This window comes from Salipiger sp. ABF4_146 (assembly GCF_056161345.1).
In genome coordinates, this window is record NZ_JBSWYX010000026.1 from 1 (window position 1) to 25,584 (window position 25,584).

General features: G+C 64.2%; 24 protein-coding genes and 5 pseudogenes. 13 read left to right on the forward strand and 16 right to left on the reverse strand.

What is annotated here, in order from left to right; genetic code table 11:
• Positions 1-34: 34 nt before the first annotated feature.
• Positions 35-1,290 (reverse strand): annotated as a pseudogene (locus tag ACXAJT_RS23935) (IS110 family RNA-guided transposase).
• 135 nt (positions 1,291-1,425) lie between these two features.
• Between ACXAJT_RS23935 and ACXAJT_RS23940 the strand changes: the two are divergent.
• Together ACXAJT_RS23940 and ACXAJT_RS23945 are read left to right on the forward strand one after the other, a co-directional pair.
• A pseudogene (locus ACXAJT_RS23940) lies at positions 1,426-1,719 on the forward strand (integrase core domain-containing protein); the annotation flags it as partial.
• A 48-nt stretch (positions 1,720-1,767) separates the two neighbouring features.
• Complete coding sequence (locus tag ACXAJT_RS23945; RefSeq protein ID WP_475240307.1) at positions 1,768-1,974, forward strand: DUF3604 domain-containing protein; 207 nt, start codon at positions 1,768-1,770, stop codon at positions 1,972-1,974.
• A gap of 92 nt (positions 1,975-2,066) precedes the next feature.
• Here the strand turns inward: ACXAJT_RS23945 and ACXAJT_RS23950 are convergent.
• Positions 2,067-2,572 (reverse strand): annotated as a pseudogene (locus ACXAJT_RS23950) (RES family NAD+ phosphorylase); the annotation flags it as partial.
• Between the two features lie 386 nt (positions 2,573-2,958).
• Between ACXAJT_RS23950 and ACXAJT_RS23955 the strand changes: the two are divergent.
• The gene (locus ACXAJT_RS23955; protein WP_475240184.1) at positions 2,959-3,213 is read left to right on the forward strand and encodes a hypothetical protein; all 255 of its coding nucleotides are present in this window, start codon (positions 2,959-2,961) and stop codon (positions 3,211-3,213) included.
• 117 nt (positions 3,214-3,330) lie between these two features.
• Positions 3,331-4,527, forward strand: coding sequence for a winged helix-turn-helix domain-containing protein (locus ACXAJT_RS23960; RefSeq protein ID WP_475240187.1), 1,197 nt, complete (start codon positions 3,331-3,333; stop codon positions 4,525-4,527).
• Positions 4,528-4,744: 217 nt separating this feature from the next.
• Here ACXAJT_RS23960 and ACXAJT_RS23965 read toward each other — a convergent pair whose 3' ends face one another.
• From ACXAJT_RS23965 to ACXAJT_RS24015, 11 genes and pseudogenes are all read right to left on the reverse strand, one after another.
• On the reverse strand, positions 4,745-5,242 hold the full coding sequence (locus tag ACXAJT_RS23965) for a hypothetical protein (RefSeq protein WP_475240189.1): 498 nt from the start codon (positions 5,240-5,242) through the stop codon (positions 4,745-4,747).
• A gap of 3 nt (positions 5,243-5,245) precedes the next feature.
• Positions 5,246-6,208, reverse strand: a pseudogene (locus ACXAJT_RS23970) (molybdopterin-binding domain-containing protein); the annotation flags it as partial.
• Positions 6,209-6,277: 69 nt separating this feature from the next.
• The gene (locus ACXAJT_RS23975) at positions 6,278-6,691 is read right to left on the reverse strand and encodes a hypothetical protein (RefSeq protein ID WP_475240191.1); all 414 of its coding nucleotides are present in this window, start codon (positions 6,689-6,691) and stop codon (positions 6,278-6,280) included.
• A gap of 33 nt (positions 6,692-6,724) precedes the next feature.
• The gene (locus ACXAJT_RS23980) at positions 6,725-7,048 is read right to left on the reverse strand and encodes a formate dehydrogenase accessory sulfurtransferase FdhD (protein ID WP_475240193.1); all 324 of its coding nucleotides are present in this window, start codon (positions 7,046-7,048) and stop codon (positions 6,725-6,727) included.
• 215 nt (positions 7,049-7,263) lie between these two features.
• Positions 7,264-7,710: a ribose 5-phosphate isomerase B gene (gene rpiB, locus ACXAJT_RS23985; protein ID WP_475240195.1), complete on the reverse strand. Its 447-nt coding sequence runs from the start codon at positions 7,708-7,710 to the stop codon at positions 7,264-7,266.
• 24 nt (positions 7,711-7,734) lie between these two features.
• Positions 7,735-9,009: a TRAP transporter large permease gene (locus tag ACXAJT_RS23990; protein WP_475240197.1), complete on the reverse strand. Its 1,275-nt coding sequence runs from the start codon at positions 9,007-9,009 to the stop codon at positions 7,735-7,737.
• A gap of 1 nt (position 9,010) precedes the next feature.
• On the reverse strand, positions 9,011-9,466 hold the full coding sequence (locus tag ACXAJT_RS23995) for a TRAP transporter small permease (RefSeq protein WP_475240200.1): 456 nt from the start codon (positions 9,464-9,466) through the stop codon (positions 9,011-9,013).
• A gap of 68 nt (positions 9,467-9,534) precedes the next feature.
• The gene (locus ACXAJT_RS24000; RefSeq protein ID WP_475240202.1) at positions 9,535-10,524 is read right to left on the reverse strand and encodes a TRAP transporter substrate-binding protein; all 990 of its coding nucleotides are present in this window, start codon (positions 10,522-10,524) and stop codon (positions 9,535-9,537) included.
• Positions 10,525-10,548: 24 nt separating this feature from the next.
• On the reverse strand, positions 10,549-11,289 hold the full coding sequence (locus ACXAJT_RS24005; RefSeq protein ID WP_475240204.1) for a FadR/GntR family transcriptional regulator: 741 nt from the start codon (positions 11,287-11,289) through the stop codon (positions 10,549-10,551).
• A 428-nt stretch (positions 11,290-11,717) separates the two neighbouring features.
• A complete protein-coding gene (locus ACXAJT_RS24010) occupies positions 11,718-12,071 on the reverse strand; it encodes a hypothetical protein (protein ID WP_475240206.1) in 354 nt (117 codons plus the stop codon).
• A gap of 123 nt (positions 12,072-12,194) precedes the next feature.
• Positions 12,195-13,805, reverse strand: a pseudogene (locus ACXAJT_RS24015) (hydantoinase B/oxoprolinase family protein); the annotation flags it as partial.
• Between the two features lie 11 nt (positions 13,806-13,816).
• Here ACXAJT_RS24015 and ACXAJT_RS24020 point away from each other — a divergent pair.
• The 3 genes from ACXAJT_RS24020 to ACXAJT_RS24030 are packed head-to-tail and all read left to right on the forward strand — an operon-like array spanning position 13,817 to position 14,601.
• Positions 13,817-14,062, forward strand: a complete 246-nt coding sequence (locus ACXAJT_RS24020; protein WP_475240208.1) for a hypothetical protein — start codon at positions 13,817-13,819, stop codon at positions 14,060-14,062.
• 9 nt (positions 14,063-14,071) lie between these two features.
• Positions 14,072-14,374, forward strand: a complete 303-nt coding sequence (locus tag ACXAJT_RS24025) for a TRAP transporter large permease subunit (protein WP_475240211.1) — start codon at positions 14,072-14,074, stop codon at positions 14,372-14,374.
• Complete coding sequence (locus tag ACXAJT_RS24030; protein ID WP_475240214.1) at positions 14,290-14,601, forward strand: winged helix DNA-binding protein; 312 nt, start codon at positions 14,290-14,292, stop codon at positions 14,599-14,601. The genes ACXAJT_RS24025 and ACXAJT_RS24030 overlap by 85 nt, the downstream gene beginning before the upstream one ends.
• A gap of 268 nt (positions 14,602-14,869) precedes the next feature.
• On the opposite strand, the gene ACXAJT_RS24035 is transcribed toward ACXAJT_RS24030, so the two are convergent.
• Entirely contained in the window at positions 14,870-16,816 is a 1,947-nt protein-coding gene (locus ACXAJT_RS24035) for a TonB-dependent receptor domain-containing protein (protein ID WP_475240216.1), read from the reverse strand.
• 469 nt (positions 16,817-17,285) lie between these two features.
• On the opposite strand from ACXAJT_RS24035, the gene ACXAJT_RS24040 reads away from it, so the two are divergent.
• The 6 genes from ACXAJT_RS24040 to ACXAJT_RS24065 all read left to right on the forward strand — a co-directional run bounded on the left by ACXAJT_RS24040 (position 17,286) and on the right by ACXAJT_RS24065 (position 23,403).
• Positions 17,286-18,341 (forward strand): hemin-degrading factor, encoded by a 1,056-nt coding sequence (locus ACXAJT_RS24040; protein ID WP_475240218.1) that lies wholly within the window; start codon positions 17,286-17,288, stop codon positions 18,339-18,341.
• Positions 18,338-19,204, forward strand: a complete 867-nt coding sequence (locus ACXAJT_RS24045) for a heme/hemin ABC transporter substrate-binding protein (protein ID WP_475240220.1) — start codon at positions 18,338-18,340, stop codon at positions 19,202-19,204. Before ACXAJT_RS24040 ends, ACXAJT_RS24045 begins: the two co-directional genes overlap by 4 nt.
• A 1-nt stretch (position 19,205) precedes the next feature.
• Positions 19,206-20,273 carry a FecCD family ABC transporter permease gene (locus ACXAJT_RS24050; protein ID WP_475240222.1) on the forward strand — a complete coding sequence of 356 codons (1,068 nt, stop codon included), beginning with the start codon at positions 19,206-19,208 and terminating at the stop codon, positions 20,271-20,273.
• A 3-nt stretch (positions 20,274-20,276) separates the two neighbouring features.
• Entirely contained in the window at positions 20,277-21,062 is a 786-nt protein-coding gene (locus tag ACXAJT_RS24055; RefSeq protein ID WP_475240224.1) for a heme ABC transporter ATP-binding protein, read from the forward strand.
• A 776-nt stretch (positions 21,063-21,838) separates the two neighbouring features.
• On the forward strand, positions 21,839-22,600 hold the full coding sequence (locus ACXAJT_RS24060; protein ID WP_475240226.1) for a glycosyltransferase family 25 protein: 762 nt from the start codon (positions 21,839-21,841) through the stop codon (positions 22,598-22,600).
• Positions 22,600-23,403, forward strand: a complete 804-nt coding sequence (locus ACXAJT_RS24065; RefSeq protein ID WP_475240229.1) for a hypothetical protein — start codon at positions 22,600-22,602, stop codon at positions 23,401-23,403. Before ACXAJT_RS24060 ends, ACXAJT_RS24065 begins: the two co-directional genes overlap by 1 nt.
• Before the next feature lie 266 nt (positions 23,404-23,669).
• On the opposite strand, the gene otnC is transcribed toward ACXAJT_RS24065, so the two are convergent.
• Both otnC and otnK read right to left on the reverse strand, forming a co-directional pair.
• Positions 23,670-24,320, reverse strand: a complete 651-nt coding sequence (gene otnC, locus ACXAJT_RS24070; RefSeq protein ID WP_475240231.1) for a 3-oxo-tetronate 4-phosphate decarboxylase — start codon at positions 24,318-24,320, stop codon at positions 23,670-23,672.
• A complete protein-coding gene (gene otnK, locus ACXAJT_RS24075) occupies positions 24,317-25,570 on the reverse strand; it encodes a 3-oxo-tetronate kinase (protein ID WP_475240233.1) in 1,254 nt (417 codons plus the stop codon). The genes otnC and otnK overlap by 4 nt, the downstream gene beginning before the upstream one ends.
• Positions 25,571-25,584 lie beyond the last annotated feature (14 nt).

Here is a 25,584-nt window from a genome sequence, read left to right on the forward strand (position 1 = left end):
CTACGAGGTCAGATTGACTGCCTCCACGGCTCAGTCAGAGAGAGGTCCTTCCGCCTGGGCTCACCCCCTCGAAGAAGGGGCGATAGGGTTCGCCGTGATTGACCACAGCGTGTACGGTGCGCGCCATCTTGGCCGCGATCGCGGTCTAGGCCTTGCGGCGCAGATGAGCATTGTGACGGTCTTTCGAGATGTAGCGTTCGAACTTGTCCCGAAAGCTGTTGGTCTTTGTCTGGACCGCCGTCTGGCCGGCCATCCATAGCGTGCGGCGCAGCCGGGCATTGCCGTACTTCGAGATCCGGCTCTGCCCGCGAAACATGCCGGACTGCACGGTGGCAAGATCCATGCCGCAGAACTTCAGGAACTGCCGATGATGCCGAAATCGGCGTAGGTCACCGGCCTCGGCCAGGATGGTCATGGCATTGATCGGACCAATGCCGGGGATGGTTGTCAGTAGCTGATAATCCGGCAGATCGGAGAGCAGCGCGACCGCCCGGGCCTCGATCTCGTTGCGCTGGCGGACGAAGCTTCTACCTTCGGAAAGGACCAGGCGGAACATGCGAACGGCGTCGGAATCCGGTTCCACGGACAATCCAACAGAGTTGACCGCCGTAGCGTAAATATCTGAAAGCAGGCGCTCTTTGGCGACCTTCCTGCCCACCACTTGCCAAGCGTCTGCGATGAAGGCTTCCTAGCTCATGGTCGTGATCACCGTCGGTGTCGGATACTTCTCGATGAAGGCCAGGAACCAATCGGTTCGTGAGCTTCGGTGAAACCGTTCGGCCTCTGGGAAATAGAGTGGCAGGTAATGGGTCAGTATGCGGTGCCAGAGCTCGGTCTTCGAGCGTGAAACGATCTCGTGCGTCTTTGACAATTCTTGGATGTCGGCGGTCCCGACGACCAGCGGATCATGAAAGAACTGCACGGCGCCAATCTCCAGCATGTGCAGGATGACCTAGGCATCCTTCGGGTCGTTCTTGTCCCAACTGTTGTGCAAGGCCTCGCAGGTTCGGGCGAGGCCGACGGAGGAAATGAGCTTGAGGTCGAAACCGGCCAGTCCGAGATGATGTGCCAGTGGCCTGTGATAGTTGCCGGTCGCCTCGAACCCGACCCGCACAGGCAGGCCGTAGCTGGCCAGGCTCGCGGACAAGCGCTGGAAGTGTTCCAACGTATTCATGATCGTCATGCGACGACGGCGCTTCTTGCCCGGTACCCGATCAAGACCTCGTGGCGGTGCTTGGAAATGTCGATGGCGACAAGCATAGTCGCAGCAGTAGAATGGTTGACGGTCATAGCCGGTCTCTTCAGCGGTGTGGTTCTGCAAAACCACTGTTGAGACCTGAGACCGGTTATGGCCACACGCTGCGCTATTTGGGGGCTACGCGCGTGGCCATAACCTTAAAACAGCGCTTCTTCCCGACGTGCTACGGCCCGGAGTTCGTCGCGCAGAAGGTGCGCGACTGGATCGAACTGGTGGGGGCGAAGACCGCCTACATCGAGCCGGGGTCACCTTGGGAGAACGGCTACTGCGAGAGCTTCAATGCGCGCTTCCGTGACGAGTTGCTGAATGGCGAGGTCTTCTACTCGTTGAGGGAGGCGCAAATCCTCATCGAAAGATGGCGAAAACATTATAACATGGACCGGCCGCATAGCGCTCTCGGATATCGAGTGCCCGCGCCCGAGGTCTTCATCCCGGTGTATCGAAGGCCGACCATGCATTAGCATTTAACCCGGACCACTCGATGGGGTCAGTTCACAGCCCCTCGTGGGCTGCTCTTTAACGAGGCGAGCCTGATCGGGGTGCCAATCGGCGAGGCGTATGCCGAGACCTGTACCTCGATGGAGCCGCTGGTCGAAATGATGCAGGTGCACGGCAACTCCGAGGCCGTGCCGAACTTCTGGCCCAACGATGAGTTCGCCGATTTCGAGACTGCGGTCTCGATTCAGCGGTGCAGCGGCCGTGGCCGATGCTGCTGAAGACCGCCACCGCCTTCACCGTCGCCCATTCCATCACGCTACCGCGTGCCGCTCCGGTCGCTGCCGTCCACGGCGTGGGGACCATCGCGACATTCCGGGTGTTCGAGCGACTGGACGGGGCGCAGCGCCGGATGGCTCGGATCGTCGGTTATATCATCGAAGGTGCCAATGATTCCGCCAGCATCTCGACGTAACGGGCGCTGTCCTCGAAGCACCCGGTGTCGCCGAGTTCCCGCGTTCGGTGCCACGCGACCTCGCTGACCGAAACCCTGACGTCCCACGCGCAGTACCAAGCACCGCGCGCCTCGGAGTTGAAGCGGTTGCCCCCCGCCCGCGTGTAAGTGAAGGCCGCGTTGATACGGGCCTCACCATAGATGCGCAGGTCGTGGCTGCGGCGGCGGCAGGCAAGCTCGCGCGGGTCGATAGGCGGCTTTCTGCCCCGCTCGGTCTGGAGGCGGCCTCTGGTCAGCCCCTCGACCTCGGCAAGGATCACGAGTTCGTCGTCGCTGTCCACGAGGCCGCGCAGCGCAGGCGGCTTGTGGTAAGTGGCCGGCAAGAGGCAAACAAGACCGTGATCCGAAATCTCGGTCTGTTTCACGCGCCACCTCGCACGGCGTCGAGATAGGTGCGGGTGGCGAGGATCTGTGCGGGTACCCGGGTCTGGGCGATGACGGGCATTGCGGTCTCCTTTGGCTCGAGTGTAGGCCATATGGCCTCACAGGTATGCTCATATGGACCGAACGTGCAGATGCCGCAGAGGTCACCATTCCCTAGTTTTGGTGGGGCGGGAAGAGCTTCGACCCCTCGGCGCGTTCGAGGATCACGCGGATGCTCTCCATCGCATGCCTTCGAAATTTCACAAGCCACCGCCGACGATCGACAACAGCCTTGAACCATCCCCAGTTCGAAGTGTTAAGGTCGTAGGAATACGCGGCGCAGCGTCCATAACGCTGCGGCGCCGTTTCGCCATTAGGGAGCACCATCATGGAGGCTCAATATCTCGCGGCCATCATCATAACGCCGTTTGCGCTCTGCTTTGTCTATGCAGGCATACATGAATATCGCCGCTACAAATCTGAGGGGCGCGCAAATTATGGCCTCGTTTACGACGAAGATACTGGCACGACGTTCGTAAGCGGCATCGCTGAGGGTGACGAAGGCTACGATGTCGAAGAGTTTGACCCGACCGGCTACAGCAATCCCGAAGCCAAGGAAGAACCTGACCCCCAAAAAACGTAGGGTAAGGTGAAGGCGGAGTGGACAGCGATCTGACGCGCGCCACCGGCCGCATCTGTTCGCGGCCGGTGTCCAGTCAGCCATTGCAACGGCTCGGCCCTCCCAAAGATAGTGCCCCGCATGAACCGCCCTTTTCTCGACAACCAACGCGCAAGGCGCCTGTTTCTTGACCGCCATCTTCTGCTTCGCCGCGCGTCCGGCTCCGGCCACCGCGCCGATCTTTGTGGCGTGCTGCAGGACCTCGGGTTCGTTCAGGTCGACAGCGTCAACACGCTGGCCCGCGCGCATGACATGATCCTCTGGGCGCGGCGCGGACGGTACCGCCCGAAGGCGCTCGAAGATCTGGTTTCGCGCGATCGCACCGCCTTCGAGCATTGGACCCATGACGCGGCCGTCATCCCGATGCGGTTCTATCCCATGTGGCGGCTGAAATTCATCCGTGACGAGGCCCGCATGCGGGCCCGCTGGCCAGCGGGGCGCCGCGATGGCTGGGACGCCGAGTTGGACGCCATACGCCGACACATCACCGACAATGGCCCCGCCTGCTCGCTTGACGTTGGCGGCGCCGAGAAGAAATCCTCATCGGGTTGGTGGGACTGGCACCCGTCGAAGACGGCGCTCGAATTCCTGTGGCGGTCCGGGGAGTTGGCAATCTCGCACCGTCAGGGCTTTCGTAAATTCTATGACCTGACAGAGCGTGTGATCCCGGCGGAGCATCTGAATAGCCACCGCGACGACCACGAAATCATTGATTGGGCCATGTCAGAGGCGCTGGCGCGACTGGGGTTCGGCACCAGCGGAGAATTGGCTGCCTTCTTCGACATCGTCACGCGCGACGAGGCAAAGGGTTGGTGCGCCGAGGCGCTCGCATCGGGGCGTGTTCTGGAGGCGGACATCGAGATGGCGGACGGCAGCCTCCGGCGGAGCTTCACCACCGTCGCGGCGCTTGATGCTGCCGCCGCGCTGGCGGAGCCCTCGTCGCGGGTGCGCATGCTGTCGCCCTTCGACCCGGCCTTGCGCGACCGCGCGCGCGCCGAGCGGCTGTTCGGCTTCCACTATCGGATCGAGATCTTTGTGCCCGAAGCCAAACGCCGATACGGGTACTATGTCTTCCCAGTCATTCAGGGCGACCGGATCATCGGCCGGATCGACGCCAAGCGAGTTCACGGCACCCTGCGGGTGCGGGCGTTCTGGCCCGAAGCCGGAGTGCGCATGGGCAAGGCGCGATCACTTGGCCTCGAACACGAACTGGAGCGGGTCAAACACCTTGCCGGCTTGGACAGCGTCGCGTTTTCACCCGGCTGGCTGCGCGGATAGCGGGCGCCCGTAGCGGCGGCTGTATCTGTAAGGTGCCGTTTCAGTGAGACACGGGCACGCCTTGAGCGCTTGGCTGCTCCGGCTCCACCCGAACCAGCACCGATTTAGAGGCTGGCGTTTCGCTTTGATCGCCAAAGACACCATGCGGCACAAGCGCGTTCATCTCAGGGTAATAGCCGGCGAGACAGCCGCGCGGAATGTCATAGGGCACGACACTTTAGCCCTCAAGCACCCGCGCAATGCGATCCTCGTGGAGCCCGCGCAGGGTCACCGTTTCTCCGGCGTGCAGCCGCAACATCTTGGTATCGGCGTGGTGCATGAAGACCAACTGCCGTTCGTTGAACACGCCGCGATACCGATCATTCATCGCGTAGACGGTGGTGTTGTACTGGTCGTGAGAGCGGAAGGTCTGCAACACGAAACACTGCTCCTGCCGGCTGGCACGCTGCCATTCGGTGTGCTCTGGCAGCGCGTAGGTGCCGAAACCGGCGCGGCCCGTGGTGGTCTGCCAGATGCGTTCGGCTGCGCGATTACGCAGGTGGAACCCGCCCGGCTTGCGCAGAGCGGCATTGAAGTCACCGAAGTCCGGCAACACCCGAGCGATCGTGGCACGAATGAGCGCGTTCTCCTCAGCCATCGCGGACCAGTCCACCACTGCCGAGCCGACCGTCGCCTCGGCCATTCCCGCGATGATGGCGACCTCGGATTTCAGCATCGGTCAGGCGGGCGGATTGAACCCGCCAGACCCGTGCACCATGCTCATCGAGTCCTCGACCGTCACGATCTGGCGCGCGCCGTCCGCGTTGCGGTCGATTTCGGTACGGCCAAGGCAGGGCAGCACGTAGGACTGCCGCTCGGTGAGAAGGTGGCTGTGGTTGAGCTTGGTCGCGATGCTGACGGTCAGATCGAGCTTGCGCATCGCCTCGGCGATCAGAGCGCTGTCGGGGGTGGCGCGGGCGATATTGTCCCCCAGCCCGATGAACGCCTTGGCGCGCCCGTCGAGCATTGCGCCGATCGCGCCCAGCACGTTGTCGCCATGCGCGCGTGGCATCGCCACACCAAATTCGCGCTCCATCGCATCAAGGAAGGCCTCCGAGGGGCGCTCGTTGATCCCGACGGTGCGGTCGCCCTGCACGTTGGAATGGCCGCGCACCGGGCAAAGACCGGCACCGGGTCGCCCGATATGACCGCGCAGGAACATCACGTTGACCATTTCGCGGATGGTCGCCACCGAGTGCCGGTGCTGGGTGATGCCCATCACCCAGGTCAGGATCACCCGTTGCGACGACATGTAGACCTCGGCAGCGTGGCCGATCTCGCTGCGGCTCAGGCCGGACTGTTCGAGGACCTGTTCCCAGGGCGTTGCGTCCACCTCGGCGCGCCACTCCTCGAGCCCGTCGCAATGCTCGGCAAGAAATGCATCGTCGAGCACCGGAGCCTGCCCGGCGCCGCACGCCGTGGCGCGGCGTAGGTCAGCTAGCATCCGCGGATGGTTGGTGCCGGGGTTCTGCACGACCACGAAGATCGCATCCGCCAGATCGAAATCCTCGAGCTGGACAGTCCCTTTGCCGATGCCGATGGCCGCGGTCAGTGCGACTCCGCTGGCCTCGTGGCACATGTTCGAACAGTCGGGGAAATTGTTCGTCCCGTAGAGCCGCACGAAGGTCTGGTAAAGGAAGGCGGCCTCATTGCTGGCGCGGCCAAAGGTCTAGAACTCGGCCTGATCCGGGTCATCGAGGGCGCGCAGCGCCTACCCGATCCCGGCAAAGGCGGTCGCCCAACTCACCGCCTCGTAGCGGTCGGTCTCGGCGTTGTAGCGCAGCGGCTCTGTCAGCCGGCCCTGATGCTCGAGATCATGGTCGCTCCACCCGCGCAGGTCGGTGACCGTGTGTCTTGCAAAGAACTCCGGCGTGGCGCGCGCCCGCGTCGCCTCCCAGGCCACCGCTTTCACTCCGCTCTCGCAGAACTCGAAGGACGAGCGGTGTTCCGGGTCGCCCCAAGCGCAGCCCGGGCAGTCGAAGCCATCCTCTTGGTTGGCGCGCAACAGCGTCTGCGCCCCGCGCAGCGGCACGCCGCTCCCCATCAGGTGTTTGCCGACGCTTTTCAGGGCGCCCCACCCACCAGCAGCGCGAGAGGGGTTTCCGGTGAAGTCATCCTTGGCCATGATCAGGCTCCGCTTCTTGAGTGGGAGGGGCCGTCAGGCGCTCTGCGCGACGGCAAGGGTCAGTCGGTCCGCGTGGCTGAACAGATCCGCAGAGCCATTGCGCGCCGATCCTATCAGCGTGATCCCGGCGGCTCCCGCGAGGCGTAGTGCATGGGCCGTTGGGGCCGAGACCCCGATCAGGCAGCCGCAGCCTGCAAGGGCGGTCTTCTGCACCAGCTCGACTGAAAGGCGGCTGGTCATCACGACCGCCCCCGCGCCGAAATCGATGCCCTGCCGCAGCAGAGCGCCGAGCAGCTTGTCGAGCGCGTTATGCCGCTCCACGTCCTCGCGAAGACAGACCAGTCCGCGCCCGGGCACGAAGAACCCGGAGGCACAGGTTTCTATTCGGGTCGTCTTGCGGCGGGAAGAGCCGCTTGGGAAGGATGCTGCAGGGCAGCATCCCCTCGTATGACCCGCCAATTGATTGCCAATAAACTTTGTTATTCCGTCTTTCGATTGACAAAAACAATCAAACTGGCGACGTGACATCTGCCGCATCGCCAGTTGCCGGCGCTCCCGGCAGGCAAAAGCGCTCAGCGCGCGTTGTCCATGTCGTGCAGCATCGCCACCCGGCGGCGGAAATCCTCGTCGGTGGAGAACTCGGCCTCGAGGAAGGCGTCGATCAGGTCGAAAGCAAGCCACGGGCCGACGATCTGCGCCCCGATGCAAAGCACGTTCACATCGTCATGCTCGACGCATTGATGCGCCGAATGCACGTCATGGCCGACCGCGGCGCGAATGCCTTTGACCTTATTGGCGGCGATCGAGGCGCCGACCCCGGTGCCGCAGACCAGCAGCCCGCGCTCGGCAGAGCCGTCATTGACCGCGCCGGTGACGGCTTGGGCTATCTCGGGGAAATCGACCGGCTTGTCGTCGTAAGAGCCGACATCGGTGACCTCATGGCCGAGGCTCTTGATGTGATCGACGACGGCGGCCTTCAGCGGGAATCCCGCATGATCGGAACCAATGACAAGACGCATTGTGAGATCCTTTCGGAGTTGAGGTTAGCGAAGCAGTTTTGGCAGGGTCAGCACCACGTCATCAGCGAAGGTGATGATGCCGAGCGTAAGCAGCAGCGGCGCGTAGAAGGGCAGCAGGGCCCAGAGCAACTGGCGCAGCGTGACGTTGGCGATGGAGGATACAAGGAACAAAGACAGCCCCATCGGCGGCGTCAGCAGTCCCAGCATCAGATTGAAGATCACCACGATGCCAAGATGCACCGGATCAATCCCGGCCATCACCATTGGCGGGGCGATCACTGGCACCACAAGCAATGTGGCGGTGGTGGAATCAAGGAACATCCCTGCGATGAAGAAGATCAGATTGGCGATCAGCAGCAGCACGAAAGGATCGTTGGAGATCGTCAGGATAAGTTTCGAGAAATCCTGCGGAATCTGCTCTACCGCGAGGATCCAGCCAAAGAGCGAAGCCGCGGCGACGATGATCAGGATCGCGCTGGTGCTGCGCAGGGTGGTCAACATGGCGTTCCAAAGGTGGTCGAGCGTCAGTTCGCGGTAGACCAGCCCGCTGATCAAGATGACGTAGACCGCCGTGACCGCCGCAGCTTCGGTCGGGGTGAACAGCCCCAGCAGCATGCCCGCGATCATCAGCACCGGCGCGAGCAGCGCCGGCAATGCGGGCAGCAGGCTTTCACCCAGTTCGCGCGGCGTCGACCAGCGCTCGGCGCGCGGCATGTCACGGCGCACCGCGATGATCGCCGCGGTCAGCATCAGCAGCGCGATGCAGATCAGCGCGGGCACGATGCCGGCGACCAACAGCTGAATGATCGACACAGAGGTCACAGAGCCATAGACGATGAGCGGAATGCTCGGCGGGAAAATCGGCCCAACCACGGCAGAACTCGCGGTCACCGCCGCCGCGAAAGGCGCATCGAAGCCGCGGCGCTTCATCGCCTCGATCTCGATCTTGCCAAGCCCGCCGACATCGGCGAGCGCAGCGCCCGACATGCCCGAGAAGATCAGGCTCGAGAAGATGTTGACCTGCGCCAGACCGCCCGGAATGCGGCCGACCAGCGTGTCGGCGAAGCGGAAGATGCGGTCGGTCACCCCGGCGAGGTTCATCAGATTGCCGACAAAGATGAACAGCGGCACAGCGACCAGCGGAAAACTGTCGAGCGCATAGGTGATGCGCTGGGTCAGCAGACCCATCGGCAGCCCTTCGAAGACCACGTAGAAGATCGCAGGAAGCAGTATGGCGTAGACGACGGGAAAGCCCAGCACGAACAGCGCGAGGAAGAAGACGATCAGCATCAGGCCCATGTCAGAGGCTCACCGATTTGCTGTCAGGACGCTTGCGCAGCTGCCGCAGGTGAAAAAGGGCCGCCCCCGCGAAGCCGACGAAACAGGCACCTAGGAAAATCCAGAACGGGATCTTCAGCGTCGGCGTCGCGTTGCGGAGGTTGTCCGAAATGTTCAGCGCGGTCACCACGGCGATCAATGCGCAGGCCCCAATCGACAGCAGGGTGATCGCAAGGCCGAGCCAGTGCTGCGCCCGCTCCGGCATCATTGCGCGGAACTCCGCCATGACGATGTTCTCGTACGAGCGCACGACCAGCGGATAGGCGACGAAGACGGTGCAGATGAGCAGAAAGCGGGTCAGTTCCTCGGCGCCCACGATGGCGGAGCCGAAGACGTCGCGCATGATGACCTGCAAGAAGGGCAGCGCGATCAGCGCCGCGAGCATGGCAACACAGATGAGGCGGAGGATTTTTGTCATTGCGACGGGAATCCGGATTATGGGAACGAAAGACAGCGCGGGCGCAATCTGCGCCCGCGCTCAAAAGATCATTTCATCGACATGATCTGTTGGATGTAGGGCTCGAAATCCGGGAAATCCTCGTTGATCTGGGCCAGCACATTTTCGCGGAACGCAGCCAGATCGAGGCCGTTTTCCGCGGTGGTGAAGGTCATGCCCTTGTCGGTCAGTTCCTCGACCAGCGCCTGCTCGGACTCCTGCGCCCACTGCAGCGACTCCATCGCCTTGGCGTCGAGCACGGCGGTGATCGCCGCGCGGTTCTCCTCCGAAAGATCCTGCCATGTGCTCTCGTTCACGAAGACCGCCAGCACCGACTGCATGTGACCGGTCATCGCCACGTGGCTCTGCACCTCGTTGAGCTTGTTGGCGGAAATCATGGTCAGCGGGTTCTCCTGGCCCACCACCATGCCGGTCATCAGCGCCGTCGGCAGTTCCGAGACCTCAACCGGGGTCGGCGTCGCGCCAAAGCCCTTGACCATAGACACCCACAGATCGAGCGGCACGGCGCGGAACGGCTGGCCTGCCATGTCCTCCGGCGTCTTGATCTCGAAGTTCGACGAGATGTGGCGCGCGCTGCGGTACATGCGGCCGATAATCCGCACACCGCCCTCTTCGATCAGCCGCGCGTTGATCTCCTGCAGCGCCTCGGATTGCGCGGGGTCAGTGGCACGCATGGCGTGTTCGGCGTTTTCGTAGACGAAGGGCGCGTTGAACACCGCAACCTCCGGCGCGATACGAGCCAGCGAGGCGAAGTCGTGGTGCCCCATCTGGATCGTCCCCATACGCACCCCGTCGACCATTTCGGCGACATTGCCGAGCTGGCTGGCCGGGAACACCTGCACCGTCACCTCGCCATCGGTCTCCTCCTCGATGGCGGTGGCGGCCTCGGCGGCGAAACGGGTCTGAAAATCCCCCTCCGCGCCGACGTGGGCATACCGCAGTTCAGCCGCTGCGGCGGGCAGCGCGCACAGGCTGAGTGTCGCGGCAGCCAGAAGCTGCCGAGCAGAAAAAGCGAACATGTTCTCCTCCCTTCGCTTGTCGTCTTAGACCTTCCTGAGCCCTTTCCGATAACTGTCGATCAGGCTCCGGCGACGCAGTTCGTCGCCGATGGCGAAGTGCTCCCGAAGCCGCTTGTCCGCAGCCTCCGGGTCCTTCGCGACGATCGAGAGGAACACCTCCCGATGCGCTTCCACGAGGTCTCCGACCACGGAGCGCTCGTGATAGACCGTTTTGCGCCGCTGCACGTGGCTGCGTTGCAGCAGCTCTGACAGCGCGCCATACAATGTGATGAGCGAACTGCTGTGGCTCGCCGCCACGATGGAGCGGTGAAACATGAAGTCCGCCCGCCCGCCGGCCTCAGGGTCGTCCAGCGTGTCGATCAGCGAACTGAACCACTGGCCGATGCGGGCAAGATCGACCTCGTTCGCGCGGCTGCAGGCAAGCCGGATCGCTTGGCATTCGATGCCGACACGTGCCTCCATGACATCGTCCAGCATGTCCTGTTGCTGCGCGAGGCAGAAGGTGAAGAAGTCCGACACAGTGCCGAGGTTCGCCTGCCGCACGTAGGTGCCGCTGCCGTGGCGCACGTCGAGCATTCCGAGCATGGCCAGCGAGCGTATCACCTCGCGCAGCAGCGGACGCCCCACCTCAAGCTCGCTTGCAAGGTCACGCTCGGACTTCAGCCGGTCTCCGACCCGCAATTCGCCGCTCATCAGCGCGTCCTTGAAATACGCGATGACACGGTACGTTCCCCGCTGCGACTGAGGCTGGTCCCCCTCGCTCATCCCTTTGGCCTCCTCCTGGCTGACCAAAGTGAACCTCTAAGCGCGAAACTTGCCAACCAGATTCCTTTTTCATATCCAGAATTCACCGCCGGCTCGGGCGTAGCCTGAAAATACTTTCCATAACAAACTGATATTGAACATTATTATTGCGGAAAGATGCCCCGCACTCGACGACAAAGAGGTCTTACCACTCGATCCATTCTACCGCGTTTCAAGCGGCGGAATGGTGTCAGCCCGGTACCGGACCAGCTGCGCAGCATGCGCATAAGGCCGATGAGTGGCGCGGTCTGCCCACAAAAGCCAAGGTCCATTGGGGAGGTGCGGCTGTGGCAAATCACGCGATGTGCCAGCCGCTTTCGCTAGTGTTGGAGGGCGCTCGAACGCACCGACTGAGAGACCGACCTCACGCTGGAAATCGATATCTACCTCTATCCGATACAGGATTGTCGCGCTCTGGCGTCCCCCATCCCGCCATAGCCCATGAAGCCGACGGTCGGATTGCTCCCATCCGAACCCACCTGGCATCGCCAGGGGGCGCCACTCGGACCAATCCGTAGGTAGACCGAGCTTCTTGCGCCCGAAGCTTGCGACCCGACGACCCTGAGTTTGCCCGAGGTTTCCGCGGCCAGCTTGGCTTTGCAAGCGTTCTCCGCGGCATCGCTTGCGGAAAACCTGCCTTCAACGAACCCTTTCGAAAGCGGATGCATCTGCGGGCGCGGGGCACAGGCGGCGACAGAGACCAGGGCGGCGGCCATCACAATCGTCCGGGTGTATGCGATCATCAGGCGTGTCCTCCTCTAGCGGCAGTTGTCGCCAGCCTGAGGCACGACGGGACCTGCCTCAAGGGGTATTGGCGAACTCGTGTCCGATCGTTTGCGACCCCGATCGCGGGCCCGCGGGCAGCGCCCGTGCGTCGACGCCCCCGTGCCGCCGGATCCCTCGTCGATGCCGAAGTGCTCGCGCAGCACCGGGTAGCGGCTTTCGAGGATTTCGGGGTCGGTCAGCCGCGCGTTTGTCATATGCACATGCACCCCGGCCTGCCCGGAGAACGCCCGCCCGACGTTGAGCCGCCCCGCCGGCGCACCGGCGCAGATCGTCTCGTGGTACTGGTGAGTGTCATTGCCGAAGCTCAGGTTGTTCATCGTGCCCTCGCTGTTCGACAGCGCCCCGAGCGCGCCGAAGAGCGCATTGGTGGCATGCTGCGAGGTCTCGACGTTGCCGGCCACCACCGCCGCCGGGTACTGCGGCGCCAGCATGCAGCCCTCGGGCACGATGATGCGGATCGGGCGCAGGCACCCGGCGTTCATCGGGATCGGCGCCTCGACCATCACTCGGAAGACGTAAAGCACCGCCGCCCGCGTCACCGGCTCCGGGTCGTTGAAGTTGTTCGGCTGCATCGCGGATGTGCCGGTGAAATCCACCGTGGCCTCCCCTTGCTCGCGGTCGATGGTGATCTTCACGCGGATGACCTGCCCGGTGTCGGTGGGGCGGGCATAGTCGCCATCCTCGAGCCGGCCCAGAACGCGCGACACCTCTGCCGCCGCGTTGTCCTGAACATGGCCCATGTAGGCCTGCACGACCTCGAGCCCGAACTGCCCGATCATCCGCCGCAGATCTGCGGCGCCGCGGGCGTTCGAGGCGGCCTGATGCCACGTGCCGCCCGAGAAGACCGGAATGCGGGCCTCGATGTCGGCTGCCCCCTTCTGCCGCGGCAGGGGCGCATCGGCCGAGCTGCCCTTGGGGGCCTCGTCCTCGACCTCGACCGCTTCGACGACCAGCGCCGCGCGCACTTCGGCTTCGAACCGCTGTAGGGCCGGGGTGATCCCGGCGGTGTCTCCGAAGATGCCCTCCAGCCCCTGCTGCCGGCTTTCGCTGACCCTTGCAAGGCCGATGCCATAGGCCGAGAGCAGCCCCGACAGCGGGTGGATCAGCACCCGGCTCATACCGAGCGCGTCGGCGACGAGGCAGGCATGCTGCCCGCCTGTACCGCCAAAGGCGTTGAGGAGGTAGCCGGTCACATCGTGGCCGCGGTGTCCCGAGATCTTCTTCACCGCATTGGCCATGCTCTCCACGGCAATGCGCAGGAAGTCTTCGGCGACCTCTTCGGGAGACTTCTCACTGGCGATCTCGGAGAATTTGGCGGCAACGGTGTCGCGGTCGGGCGGCTGGTCCTGACCGGGGCCGAAGATGGCCGGGAAATCGGCCGGGTTGAGCTTGCCCAGCATGACATTGGCATCGGTCACTGTCAGCGGTCCGCCGCCGGCGGCCATCGTGTGCACCTGCACCATCGGCGCGCGCATGCGGACGCCCGCCACCTGCGTTTCGAAGGCGCCGTTGAAATGCGCCACGTCGGTCGAGGTGCCGCCCATGTCGAAGCCGATCACCTTGTCATGACCGGCGATCTGGCCGGTGCGCGCCATGCCGACGCCGCCGCCCGCAGGACCGGAAAGGATCGCGTCGCGGCCCTTGAAACGGTCGGCGGCGGTGAGCCCGCCCGAAGACATCATGAACAGCAGCGTCGCGCCCGATGGTCGAGGAAAAGCTCGGTGAGCAGGGTCTGACGCTGCTCTTTGCGGCGCTGTGGCCGGGTCAGAGCCTGTTCACCTCCGGGCCGGTCGAATTGACCGCCGATCCCGAAGGCGCCGCGTTCGGCGCCTACAACAATGCGACCGAACGGCTGGCGCAACTCATCGGCGCGGTGTCGGGCTCCTCGGCGGCCACCACCGTCACCATCGGGCGCATGTCAGTGCCTGACCTGACTGCACGCGGCTAAGATCCGAAAATGGCCATAGGCGCCTTGGCCGGGGCCGGCACCTTCGGTTTCCTGATACCGCCGTCGATCATCCTGATCGTCTACGGCGCGGCAACCGAGCAATCCATCGCCCGGCTGTTCCTTGCCGGGCTCGCGCCGGGCGTCATGCTCGCGGCGATGTTCTCGGGCCACATCATGCTCTGGTCGCTGCTCAACAAGGACAAGATGCCGGCGCCGGCGCGCCGGGCATGGCGCCGCTCGAGTTCCAGGTGCTGCACCTCGTGCACCGACGCGCGCGGCCCAAGACGCCAGCCGATCTCTGCCTGGTGCTGAACATCGAGGACACGCACACCGTCAACTATGTCCTGCGCAAGCTGGCGGAACGCGACCTCATCAGCCTGGGGCGGAAGGGCAAGGAAAAGTCGGTGTCGATCACCGAAGAAGGGGCGGACCTTTGCCTGCGCTACGGCAAGGTGCGCGAGGCGCTGCTGATCCGTTCGCTTCAGGCAACCGGCGTTGATCCGCAGGAGGTGTCGCGGCGCGCCGCCCCGCTGACGTGATCCCTCCGCTGGCGGACTGCAAAGCCCGGCGCGGAGGGCGCCGATCCGCTTCGTCGTGTCGAAGGCAACGCAGCGACCCCAGTGACCAGGGTCGCATCCAGTCCTGCCACCTGAACGCCGTTGCTCCGGGCCGCTTCACAGCCCCGAGCAACGGCGGCAGCGAGCCTTGTCAGCCAAGGCATCGCCATCCGGCCACTTGCCTGCAGCGATCCCCGTATGCGCGGCGTGCTTGCGGCGACATCGGACATGCGCCCGAGGGCGGCCCTGCTCAGAATGTCATCTGAAGGCCCAGGTAATAGGTGCGGCCGGGACCGTTTTCTGTCGCGGCGTACGGCTGATACTGCGCGTCGCCGACGTTCGCCACTTTGGCCGTGACCAGAAGGTTCTCGGTCGCCTCGTAGCTCGCGAAGACATCCCAGAGATTATAGGCGTCGCTCTCGGCTTCGCTGTCGATCGACACCCCCGCAGCGGTGTAGCTGTAGCTCGCGCCGGCGGTCAGATCGCCGTTCATGAAGTGCCGCGCGAGCGTGGCCGAGAAGGTCTCTGGCGGCTGAAGCTCGTAGCCCTCATAGCCCGACGGCGGCGTCGAGTCCGAATTGGTGTAGGACAGCGCACCGGACCACAACTCGGAGTCGTAAGCCGCTTCGATCTCAAAGCCCTGAGTGACCGTGGTGCCCTCGATATTGTCGTAGAAGGCGAGGCTGGTGGGGCCAACCGACGTGTAGGTGTCTTCCATGACATAGGCGACGTAGTCTTCGACGTTCATCTTGAAGTAGGCGAGACGTGCAGTCAGCCGGTCGCTGGCGGTCAGCAAGTCGTTCCGGGCGATGTTGACACCGATCTCACCGCCCTCGGCGGTTTCGGTCTGAAGATCGGGGTTCGGCCCGAGATAGAGGTTGAAGGCCCCATAGCCGTGGAAGCTTTCCTGTAGCGTTTCCTGCAGGGAGGGTGCCCGCGTGCTGCGGGAATAGGACACGTAGGGCTGCAGCCAGTCGTTGACCTGATAGGCCAGCGTCAGCTTGGGATCGAACGAGCTTTCGTCGATGTCCACGTCGCCCGACTCCAGTTCATTGTCGAGCCGCCCCTTCAGGCTGTAGTCGCTGTAGCGCAGCGCCGCGGTAATCTCCCATGGACCGTTCGAGAAGATGTTCTCGGAGTAGATGCCGAGGTTCTTCGCCTCGCCATAGGTCGGGTTCGCCCCGCCATCGGCCCCTCCGAGCACATCCTCGTAGTACTCAAAGCCATTGGTCGAGGTCAGCATCCAGCCCCCAAGCGCCAGTTCGCTTACGTTGGTGACATCAAGGCCGGTGGTGATCGTCTGCATCTGCCGTCCGACGTAAGAGCCGGTGCCGTCGATCGAACCGGTGTATTCATTGTCGGTGACCGAGCGGTAGAGGTTCGCGGTCAGGTTCAGCGCCGGGCTGTGGTTCAGCGTGTACCCCAGCTTGTAGAGATCGGTCGTCATCTCCTGCTCGTAGGAATTGGACGCGTAATCCGCGTTCATCCGCGTTGCCAGCAGTTCGAGGCCTTGCGTGTCGGTGAGCGCATAGCGCCCGCGCAGCATGTAGCTGTCACGATCCTTGTCGGTATTCGCCACCTCGTTGCCCGCGCCGTCGTCGAAGGCATCTGCCGTGGTGCGCGCATAGGCGCCCAGCACCGAGGCGCGCTCTCCGACATGGGCCGCGGTGGCCATACGCCCGAAGTCGTCGCCATTGTCGCCGTAGCTCAATTTGACCCGACCACCCGCGCCCTGACCGTCAACGATGTCTTCGGCGTCGATCAGCCGGAAGTTCGCCGCGCCAGCGGATCCGCTTCCGCCCGCTGTCACCACCGCGCCGCGGGTAATGTCGATGCCCTGAAGGAAAAGCGGTTCGAAATTCGCGTAGCCCTCGGAGTCGTGTCCGTTGAACCGGAAGTTCTGCGGCACACCCTCGACGGTCATCGCCACCCGGCCCTGCCCCTGCAGCCCCCGGATCGTCACGGCAACGCCGGGCTGGCCGGCATTGGGCCGCGTCAAGACGCCCGGCGTCTGACGCAGCACGTCGTCCACAGTTGCCGTTCCGCCCTGCGCGGTCACGGCATTGCCTTCGAGGTGTGAGCTGTTCTCCCCCGCATAGACGGGCGTGCCGTCGGCTGAGTAGCCTACGACAATTCGCCCGAGGTAGATGCTCCCGGTATCATCAGCGTCTTGCGCCGCGGCGCTTGTATGGGTCACGGCCATCGCCAGCGCAATTGCGGTCGCGCCTCGGTATGTTGCAGCAAATCTCATCGTCATCCGTTCTGGTCCCTTCGTCGACACGAGGTCCGCGCATGCGCCCCCGACCGTCGCGACGCGTCGGCACACTGGTTATCGAACGGCACCAGCAAGGCGGGCCGTTCGGTGTCTTGGTTGTTTGGGATTTCGCTCGCGCTTGCGTTCGGATGGAACGTCCTGAACGCTGTCAGCTGGCGCTTTCCAAGCGTTAGGGCATGCGGGAATTGGAAGTCAAGTATTTAAGTCAGGAATTTGAAGGCAGCATGGGCGCGTCAATATTTGGGGGCTGTGGACCGATCGCCGCGACGGACTTGCACTCCCCCTCTTACCTGAGTAGATATGTCGGAAATACTGCGAATACCCTTACTCCAGCGAATGCACCCAAGGGTGCGAGCCAGACACCACGCCCACCTAGGCTAGGAGTGACCTGATGGCTCAGAACCCGCCACCGTCCGCGCAGGACATCCGCACCGCGCGCAGCGAAAACCCCAACCTCCGCGACCGCGATCTGGCCGAGCAACTCGGGATCAGCGAAGCGCAGCTGATGGCGGCGCATGTCGGCCACGGCGTGACCCGGATCACCGCGGACCCCGACCAGCTCATGACGGCGGCAGAGAAGCTTGGCGAGGTCATGGCGCTTACACGGACCCCGTCTTGCGTGCATGAAAAGGTCGGTCACTACGCCAACTACCACCCTGGCGAGCATGCTTCGATGGTTCTCAACGAAGAGATCGACCTGCGCATCTTCCCCCGTCACTGGGTGCATGGCTTTGCCCTTGACCAGCAGACGGACAGAGGGCTCCGCCGAGCGCTGCTCGTGTACGATGCCGCGGGCGATGCGGTGCATAAGATCCACATGCGCGACGGCTCCGACCATGACGCATGGGAGGCCGTGGTGGACGGTCTCGCGCTCGACACCCAGCACGACACGCTTCAGACCGAGGCCCGCGAGACGTCCGAACCCGCGAAGTCCCGGCCCGATCGCGCCGAGGAGCTGCGCGCGAATTGGGACAAGCTGACCGACACCCACCAATTCCTGATGATGGTCAGCCGGATGAAGATGAACCGGCTCGGCGCCTACCGCATTGCCGGGGCGCCCTATGTCCGGGCGGTGGCGCCGCAGGGCCTTGAGGCCCTGTTCACCGAGCTTTCGGCGCAGCAGGTTCCCGTCATGATCTTCGTCGGCAATCAGGGCTGCATCCAGATCCATTCCGGGCCGGTCACCAACATCAAGATGATGGGGCCGTGGCTGAACGTGCTGGACCCGGGCTTCGACATGCACCTGCGCAGCGATCACGTCGCCGAGGTCTGGGAGGTGCACAAGCCGACGCGGCGCGGCATGGCGGTGTCGATCGAAGCCTTCGATGCCGAGGGGCGGATCATCTTGCAGATCTTCGGCGTGCGCAAACCTCAGGACCGTGCGGCAGAGTTCAAGGCCATTGCCGCCGCCCTGCCCGAAGCCGCGCATGTGGAGGTGATGTCTTGAGTCTCTCGCTTTCGCGGCGCAATGCGGTCCGGGCCTTGCTGTCGCTGCCCCTGCTGCTTGCCACGTCGCTGCAGGCGCAGGAGCCGCAGCGCATCGTCTCGATCGGCGGCTCGGTGACCGAGATCGTCTATGCTCTTGGCGAGCAGGATCGTCTGGTGGCCCGCGACACCACCTCGAACTTCCCCGAAGAGGTGACGCACCTGCCCGACATCGGCTACATCCGGCGCCTGTCGCCAGAAGGTGTGCTGTCGGTGAACCCCTCGCTTATCCTCACCGAAGAAGGCGCAGGTCCGCCCGAAGCCGTCGCATTGCTCGAGGCGGCCAGCATCGAGTTCGCGGAGGTCCCCGAGGGCTATGACCGCGAGGCCGTGCTGACAAAGATTCACCGCGTCGCCGAGGTTCTGGGCGTGCCCGAGAAGGGCGAGGCCCTCGCCGCCAATGTGGCGGCCGAACTGGATAGGGCGGCGGATCTCGCGGCCAGATACGGGGGCGATGCGCCGCCCCGTGTGCTGTTCGTTCTTTCGATGCAGGGTGGGCGGATCATGGCTGGCGGCACCGACACGGCGGCAGACGGGATCATTCGCCTTGCTGGCGGGGTGAATGCGGTCGCCGACTTCGAGGGCTACAAGCCGCTGTCCGACGAGGCCGTCATCGCCGCCACCCCCGACGTGGTCCTGATGATGGCACGCGGCGGCGAAATGGGCGTCAGCGACGAAGACCTCTTTGCCCACCCCGCGATCCTCTCGACCCCGGCAGGCGAGACCCGCTCCGTGCTGCGCATGGATGGCATGAAGATGCTCGGCTTCGGTCCACGGACCGCAGAGGCGGTTGTCGAACTTGCGGACGCGCTGGCAGGCGACTGAGATGGTTGCGATCCACCCCGAGGCGCATGCGGCAGGAGATCGCCGCAAACTGGCGCGCGCCACAACCTGGGTGCTTGTGGCGCTGCTGCTGGCGACGGCCTGGGCAAGCCTTGCGGTCGGCGCTTCAGGTGTGTCGCTGCCTGCCGCGATCGACGATCTGCTGGCCGGGCGCGAGATCGAGACCCGAACGCGGATCATCCTGTGGGATATCCGCCTGCCGCGCCTGCTGACCGGGATGATGGTGGGGGCGTCGCTGGCTGTCGCCGGGGCTGTCCTGCAGGGGCTGTTCCGAAATCCGTTGGCCGACCCCGGCCTCGTCGGCGTCAGCGCCGGTGCCGGACTTGGCGCGATCTCGGCAATCGTGCTGGGCGGGCTTCTGCCTCTGGGCGCCGCGCAGGCTCTCGGCCCGGCGCTGGTGCCGGCGATGGCCTTTGCGGGCAGTTGGGTCTCCGTCGCCGTGCTCTACGTGATTGCAACCCGTGGCGGGCGGACCTCGGTGGCCACGATGCTGCTCGGCGGCATCGCCCTCGCGGCGATGACGGCGGCCTTATCCGGATTGCTGATCTACATCGCCGACGACCAGCAATTGCGTGACCTGACTTTCTGGAGTCTCGGCTCGCTTGCGGGATCGTCGTGGAGCAGGACGCTCTACGCGGCGCCTTTGATGCTGTCCGCCCTCGTCGCGGCCCCGGCCCTCTCGCGAGGGTTGAACGCGCTGGCGCTCGGCGAGGCGGCGGCGCACCATCTCGGCATCCCCGTCCAGCGGCTGAAGACCATTGCAATCTTGGTCGTGGCGGCAGCCGTTGGCGCGGCCACGGCGATTTCGGGTGGCATCGGTTTCGTCGGCATCGTCGTGCCGCATCTGCTGCGGCTCGCCACCGGCCCGGACCACCGCGCGTTGCTGATCAACTCGGCCCTCCTCGGAGCGAGCCTGCTGCTGATCGCCGATGTCATCAGCCGCAGCATCGTCGCGCCGAGCGAGCTGCCCATCGGCATTGTCACGGCGGTTGTCGGTGGGCCGTTCCTTCTTTGGATCCTGCTGCGCCGCCGCGCCAGCCTGGAGATTTGAACGATGCTCGACGCCCGCGACATCACCGTGGCCTATGGCAGCCGCCGCGTCCTCGACCGTGTGTCCTTCCGCGCGCAGCCCGGCGCGCTTACCGCGATCGTCGGTCCGAATGGGTCGGGCAAGACCACGCTGCTGCGCGCCATGACCGGAGACCTGAGCTACCAAGGGCGCATCACCCTGGGCGGCGAGGAACTCTCTTCGATCCCCGTCTGGCGGCTGGCGCTGCGGCGCGCGGTGCTGTCCCAGTTCACCACGCTGGCGTTCCCCTTCACCGTGGCCGAGGTCGTGGGGCTCGGCCAGATCCGCAAGGCTCCGGCGGGATCACCTGATCTCACGCCGCAGGCGCTGGCGCGGGTCGGTCTGAGCGGCTACGCAGGCCGCCCGTATCAAGAGCTTTCAGGCGGCGAGCAGCAGCGCGTCCAGCTTGCGCGTGTGCTGTGCCAGGTGTGGGAGCCGATCGAAGCTGGTGAAGCCCGCTGGCTGTTCCTCGACGAACCCGTCTCGAGCCTCGACATCGCGCACCAGTTGCAGGTCATGCAGATTGCCCGGAATTTCGCCGACGCCGGTGGCGGGGTGGTGGCGATCATGCACGATCTGAACCTCACCGCGATGTTCGCCGATAGCGTTGCTCTGCTCGCCGACGGGGGTCTTCTCGAACAAGCGGACCCCGACGCACTGCTGCGCGATGACCTGCTGTCGCGCGCCTACGGCTGCAGTCTCCGCGTGAACACCCCGCCCCGCCGCGGTCCCTATGTCCTGCCGCACGCCGCGCGCCTTGGCTGCGCGTGACGATCCGGCGCTTAGAGCGCCCTGCGCCGCAACGGGGAGTGTCCCAACGCTTGGGCCGGGCGCCGCACCCCCGACAGGCCCATCGCCCTGAGGTGGCCCCCATTTCTCGGACAGGTTCGCGGTGCTGCTAAGCTTTCCTGTCGATCCTACCGCCTTGAGGCCGGGGCGCTGATGGCCTCAACCGGTGTTCTGCCGCCACGTGCCGAATGCGGGCGCTCGGTGGTGTAGAAGGCCGGACTGTTCGGTTCGGGCTCGACGCTTCTTGCGGTGTTGCGGCTAATTTGTGTCATCCACTTGCGGCGCACGCATATCGGAAAGCTAATATGTTATTCTGGCACAGGCCACGGCTCGCGGCGTAGCCAGCTCGCCAAAGTAGCTCCCTGCTTTGGCTGCGAGCCAACTGTTACCCCCAGATCGCTGCGAGCCGTGGCCGCCTTGTCTCTAGAAGGTGCGAGAGGTCGCGAGTTTGAGCGAAGAGGTACAGGGGTGAGCCCCCTCAGGCTGCTGACAGCAGATGCATAAGCGCCCGATGTTTGCTACGTTCCCTCAGACCTGATGATCGCGAGGCGTCGATAAGCGCCCTTGATGACGTCGGGGCCTGGTCAACGCTGGTTCCTGGCACCGCGCGCCCATCCTTTGGCGATGGTAGGTACTGGATGATATGAGGGATTTAGAACGACGTAACAGCAAAATGGCATCTGCGCCGACGCGTCTAATTTGAAAGCGGCTGCCGTTATTTTAGTTTGCAATATTTTCAAGCCAAAAGGGGGGAGGCCTTGGACGCTATTCATTTGCAAGTCATCAATCTTGATCGCAGCGTTGACCGCCGAGAACGTATCTTCAGCCGGCTTGCCGACGAAGGCGTGAACTTTCACCGGCTGCCCGCAACGGACGGACGCGCGTTGTCCTCTGTCGACCTCAGCCACTACAGTGCCTTTCGGTGCCTGCGTTATTATGGGCGCAGGCTATCCTCCGGTGAGATCGGGTGTTTCCGATCGCACCAGCGCGCTGCGCAAGCATTCCTGGAAGCGGGTCGTGAATTTGGAATTGTTCTCGAGGATGATGCCGAAATACCGAGTAAACTTAAACACATCCTTAGTGAACTCACAGAACAGCTTCGGCGTTACGCGGCGGATGACTGGGAACTCGCCAATGTCGGCAACGCTCCGAAACATAAAAGCCATTTCCAAGCGTTAGGTCCCGAGTTCCTCGGAGTACAGCTGGTTCGGGCGCTCGTCTTTCCAAAGCGAACGACTGCACTGATTTGGTCACGGCATGGCGCCCAGCGGTTTCTTGATGAAACGGCACTCATGCGCGCCCCCGTCGATCAGCACCTGCATTCCGCCTTGAGCGAGCGCGGCACGGGCCTTGCTTCGGTGCCTGCGCTCATTCCACACGCTGACCTACACAGTGACATCAACGCTGAGGATGATGCCGCATCAGTACGGCAAGTCGAAAAGCCCTCGCCGTGGTACCGTTTTCGCCGCTCCGCTCGAAAACGGGCTGCACGGCGCAATGCATCTGAAAGTGGGCGCTGATGGCAAGCCGGAAACTCCCTGCGATTCCCGAGGACTGGTTTTCCCGCTATGATGCACTCGCTGAAGATATTCGAGAGAGAGCCAGCGGTCGCGAGATCCTCTTGGTGACGCACAAGGGAAATTGGGGCGATGCCTTGATCATCAACGGCGCAAAGACATTCTTGCGCTTTTATGAGTTCAAGTTTCGCTTGGTGCACGGCGTGCGCGGCATAGGGCGTGAGCTGGACAAGACGATTTCAATGTACTGCCCTGATGACTTCTATCCCGTATTCACTGCCGGAGGGTCAATTTCGCCTCTTTATGGCCATGTCCGAAAGCTGCGGAATGCCACCCATGCGTATGGTGGGGGTGTCATCCTTTCCGCAACTTGCGGCCTTCCTTACAAGGATATCGATCTGCATCCCAAGACTTCACTCTGGGTGAGAGACCGTGGCGAGAGCGCCGTGAACCATCCGGCCGGCAAGTTCTGCCACGACATGGCATTCTTCACGCCAGCTCGTCGCTTCCCGAAACTCCGCAAGATGGGTGTCTTCATGAGAAGTGACTTGGAGCGTCCAGAGGCGAGGTCGCCAGAAGGCGTCGATCTTTCGGCGTTTGGTAGCGACCGGAGTCCGATTTGGCCCTTCTTGGCGGCGGTGGGGAGCCATCGCGAGATCAAGACCAACCGCCTGCATATCGCGGTCGCTGCGGGTATCTGTGGTGTCCCGTGCCTGCTGCATCAGGGGGCGACGCGCAAGATCTCCGATGTCTACAGTGCGTCGCTGTCGTCCTACAGCTCCAACGTCGTGCTCGCGCCGGACTGACCGGCGGGACCATCGGCAGGCCCTGACCACATAGGCCTATTCGCTGGCGCTGATTTCGATGGGCCCCTGCCCGGCCTCTGTGGTGCGCCGCTGGCCCGTGGGCGGCGGGCGCGCCAATGCGCGAACCGGCCGGATCCGAGGAAGCGTGGTTTGCGCAAAGCCACGTCTTTTGGGCCGATAATTTGGGCCGACGCGGCGCTCCGTCGGGCGCGCCCTCGCCGCTTCGAACCGGCGCTGTCACCAACAGGCGCAGCGGGAGAGACGTCTTAGCCCTGCCATTCCACGTCAAACTTCGAGACCAGGGCCGCGACCTCGCTTTCCTTCAGCATGCGCGGCGAGAGGCCACGGGTTATCATCGCCAGCTTGGCGCCGGCCTCAAACTCCTCAATGGCGTGCACCGCCCCTTCCAGATCCTTGCCGGCGACAACCGGCCCGTGATTGGCCAGCATCACCGCGCTGCGCTTGCCCGCGAGGCCGCGGATCGCGTCGCCGATCGCCGGGTCTCCGGGCATAAAATAGGGCAGCAGTTTCACCCGCCCGAGCTTCATGATCGGGTAGGGTGTCAGCGGCGGCAGGAAATCTTCGGTATCGGCGTCGGGCATCATCGACAGAGCGACCGAGTGGCACGAATGCAGGTGCACGATCGCGCCTGCCTTGCCGCGCGTCTCGTAGAAGGCGCTGTGCAGCGGCATCTCCTTCGTGGGCGCATCGCCATCCACATGTGTGAGCGAGGCATCGAACAGGCTGAGCCGCGCCGGATCCAGCGTCAGGAAGGACGAGCCCGTCGGTGTTACCAGCAGCCCGCCGTCAGGGGTGCGCACCGAGATATTGCCCGTCGAGCCGTGAGTCAGGCCCTGTTCGTAGAGCGTCGCGGCATAGGAGCAGACCTGTTCGCGCAGGCGCGAGAGCGCGCTCATGCCCGGCCCTCCAGCACGGAGAGCGCCGTGGCGAAGAAGTCCGCATCGCCGAAATTGCCCGATTTGAGCGCCAGCGCCAGATCGCGACCCTCCGCGGCGACCGCCGGTACCCCCGGCGCGATCTCCGGGCCAATGCGCAGCGCGGTGAGCCCCAGCCCCTCGACGACCGCACCCGAGGTCTCGCCGCCAGCGGTGACGAGGCGGGTGACGCCGCCGTCGACCATCTGCCGCGCGGTTTCGGCAAAGAACGCCTCGAGCCGGTTGGCGATGATGTCGCGGCCATAGCGCTCCTGCGCCGCCTTCACCGTCTCCGGGTTGGCAGAGGAATAGACCAGCATCGGCGCGTCACTGTCGAGCGCGGCGCCAGCGGCTTGCGCCGGGGTCACACGCTCTTCCATCACCGCCTCGGCGGTGACCTCGAAGACGGGATTGCTCTCGGACCAGCGGGCGATCTGTGCGCGCGTCATCGTCGAGGCCGACCCCGCGATCAGCGCCGCCTTGCCCGGCTGCCCAGACCAGCCGGCCCCGACAGGGCGCAGCGCGGCCTCCCCCATCAGCATCGCGGGAAGCCCCATCGCCACGCCCGAGCCGCCGGTGACCAGCGGCAGGTCTTTCGTCGCCGCGCCGATGGTATGCAGATCGCTGTCGCTGACCGCATCGATCACCACCAGCGGACGGCCCGCCTCGGTCTCGGAGGTGATCGCCGCGGCGATCGCCTCGGGGCCCTGAAACACCGTGGCCGCGGGCACATGACCCACCGCGCGCGTCGCCTGCCCTGCCAGCCAGCGGCGGATGTCGGGGTCGGTCATCGGGGTCAGCGGATGGTGCTCCATGCCCGATTCCGACAGCAGCTTGTCGCCAACGAAAAGATGCCCCTGATAGACCGAACGGCCGGTGGCCGGGAAGGCGGGGCAGACGATGGCGGTCTCGGCCCCGAGACGGTCCATCAGCGCCTCGGTGACCGGGCCGATGTTGCCCTCGGGGGTGGAGTCGAAGGTCGAGCAATACTTGAAGAAGAACTGCGTACAGCCCTGCGCCTGCAGCCATTCCAGCGCCTCAAGCGCCCGCCGCACCGCCTCGTCCACGGGCACGGTGCGGGTCTTCAGCGCCACCACGCCCGCGTCCACGTCCGCCGGAGCGGCGCCCTCGGGCACACCGGTGAACTGGATGACGCGCATGCCGTTCTTGGCGAGCATGCTGGCAAGATCCGACGAGCCGGTGAAATCATCACCGATGCATCCAAGTTTCATGGGGCGGGGTCCTT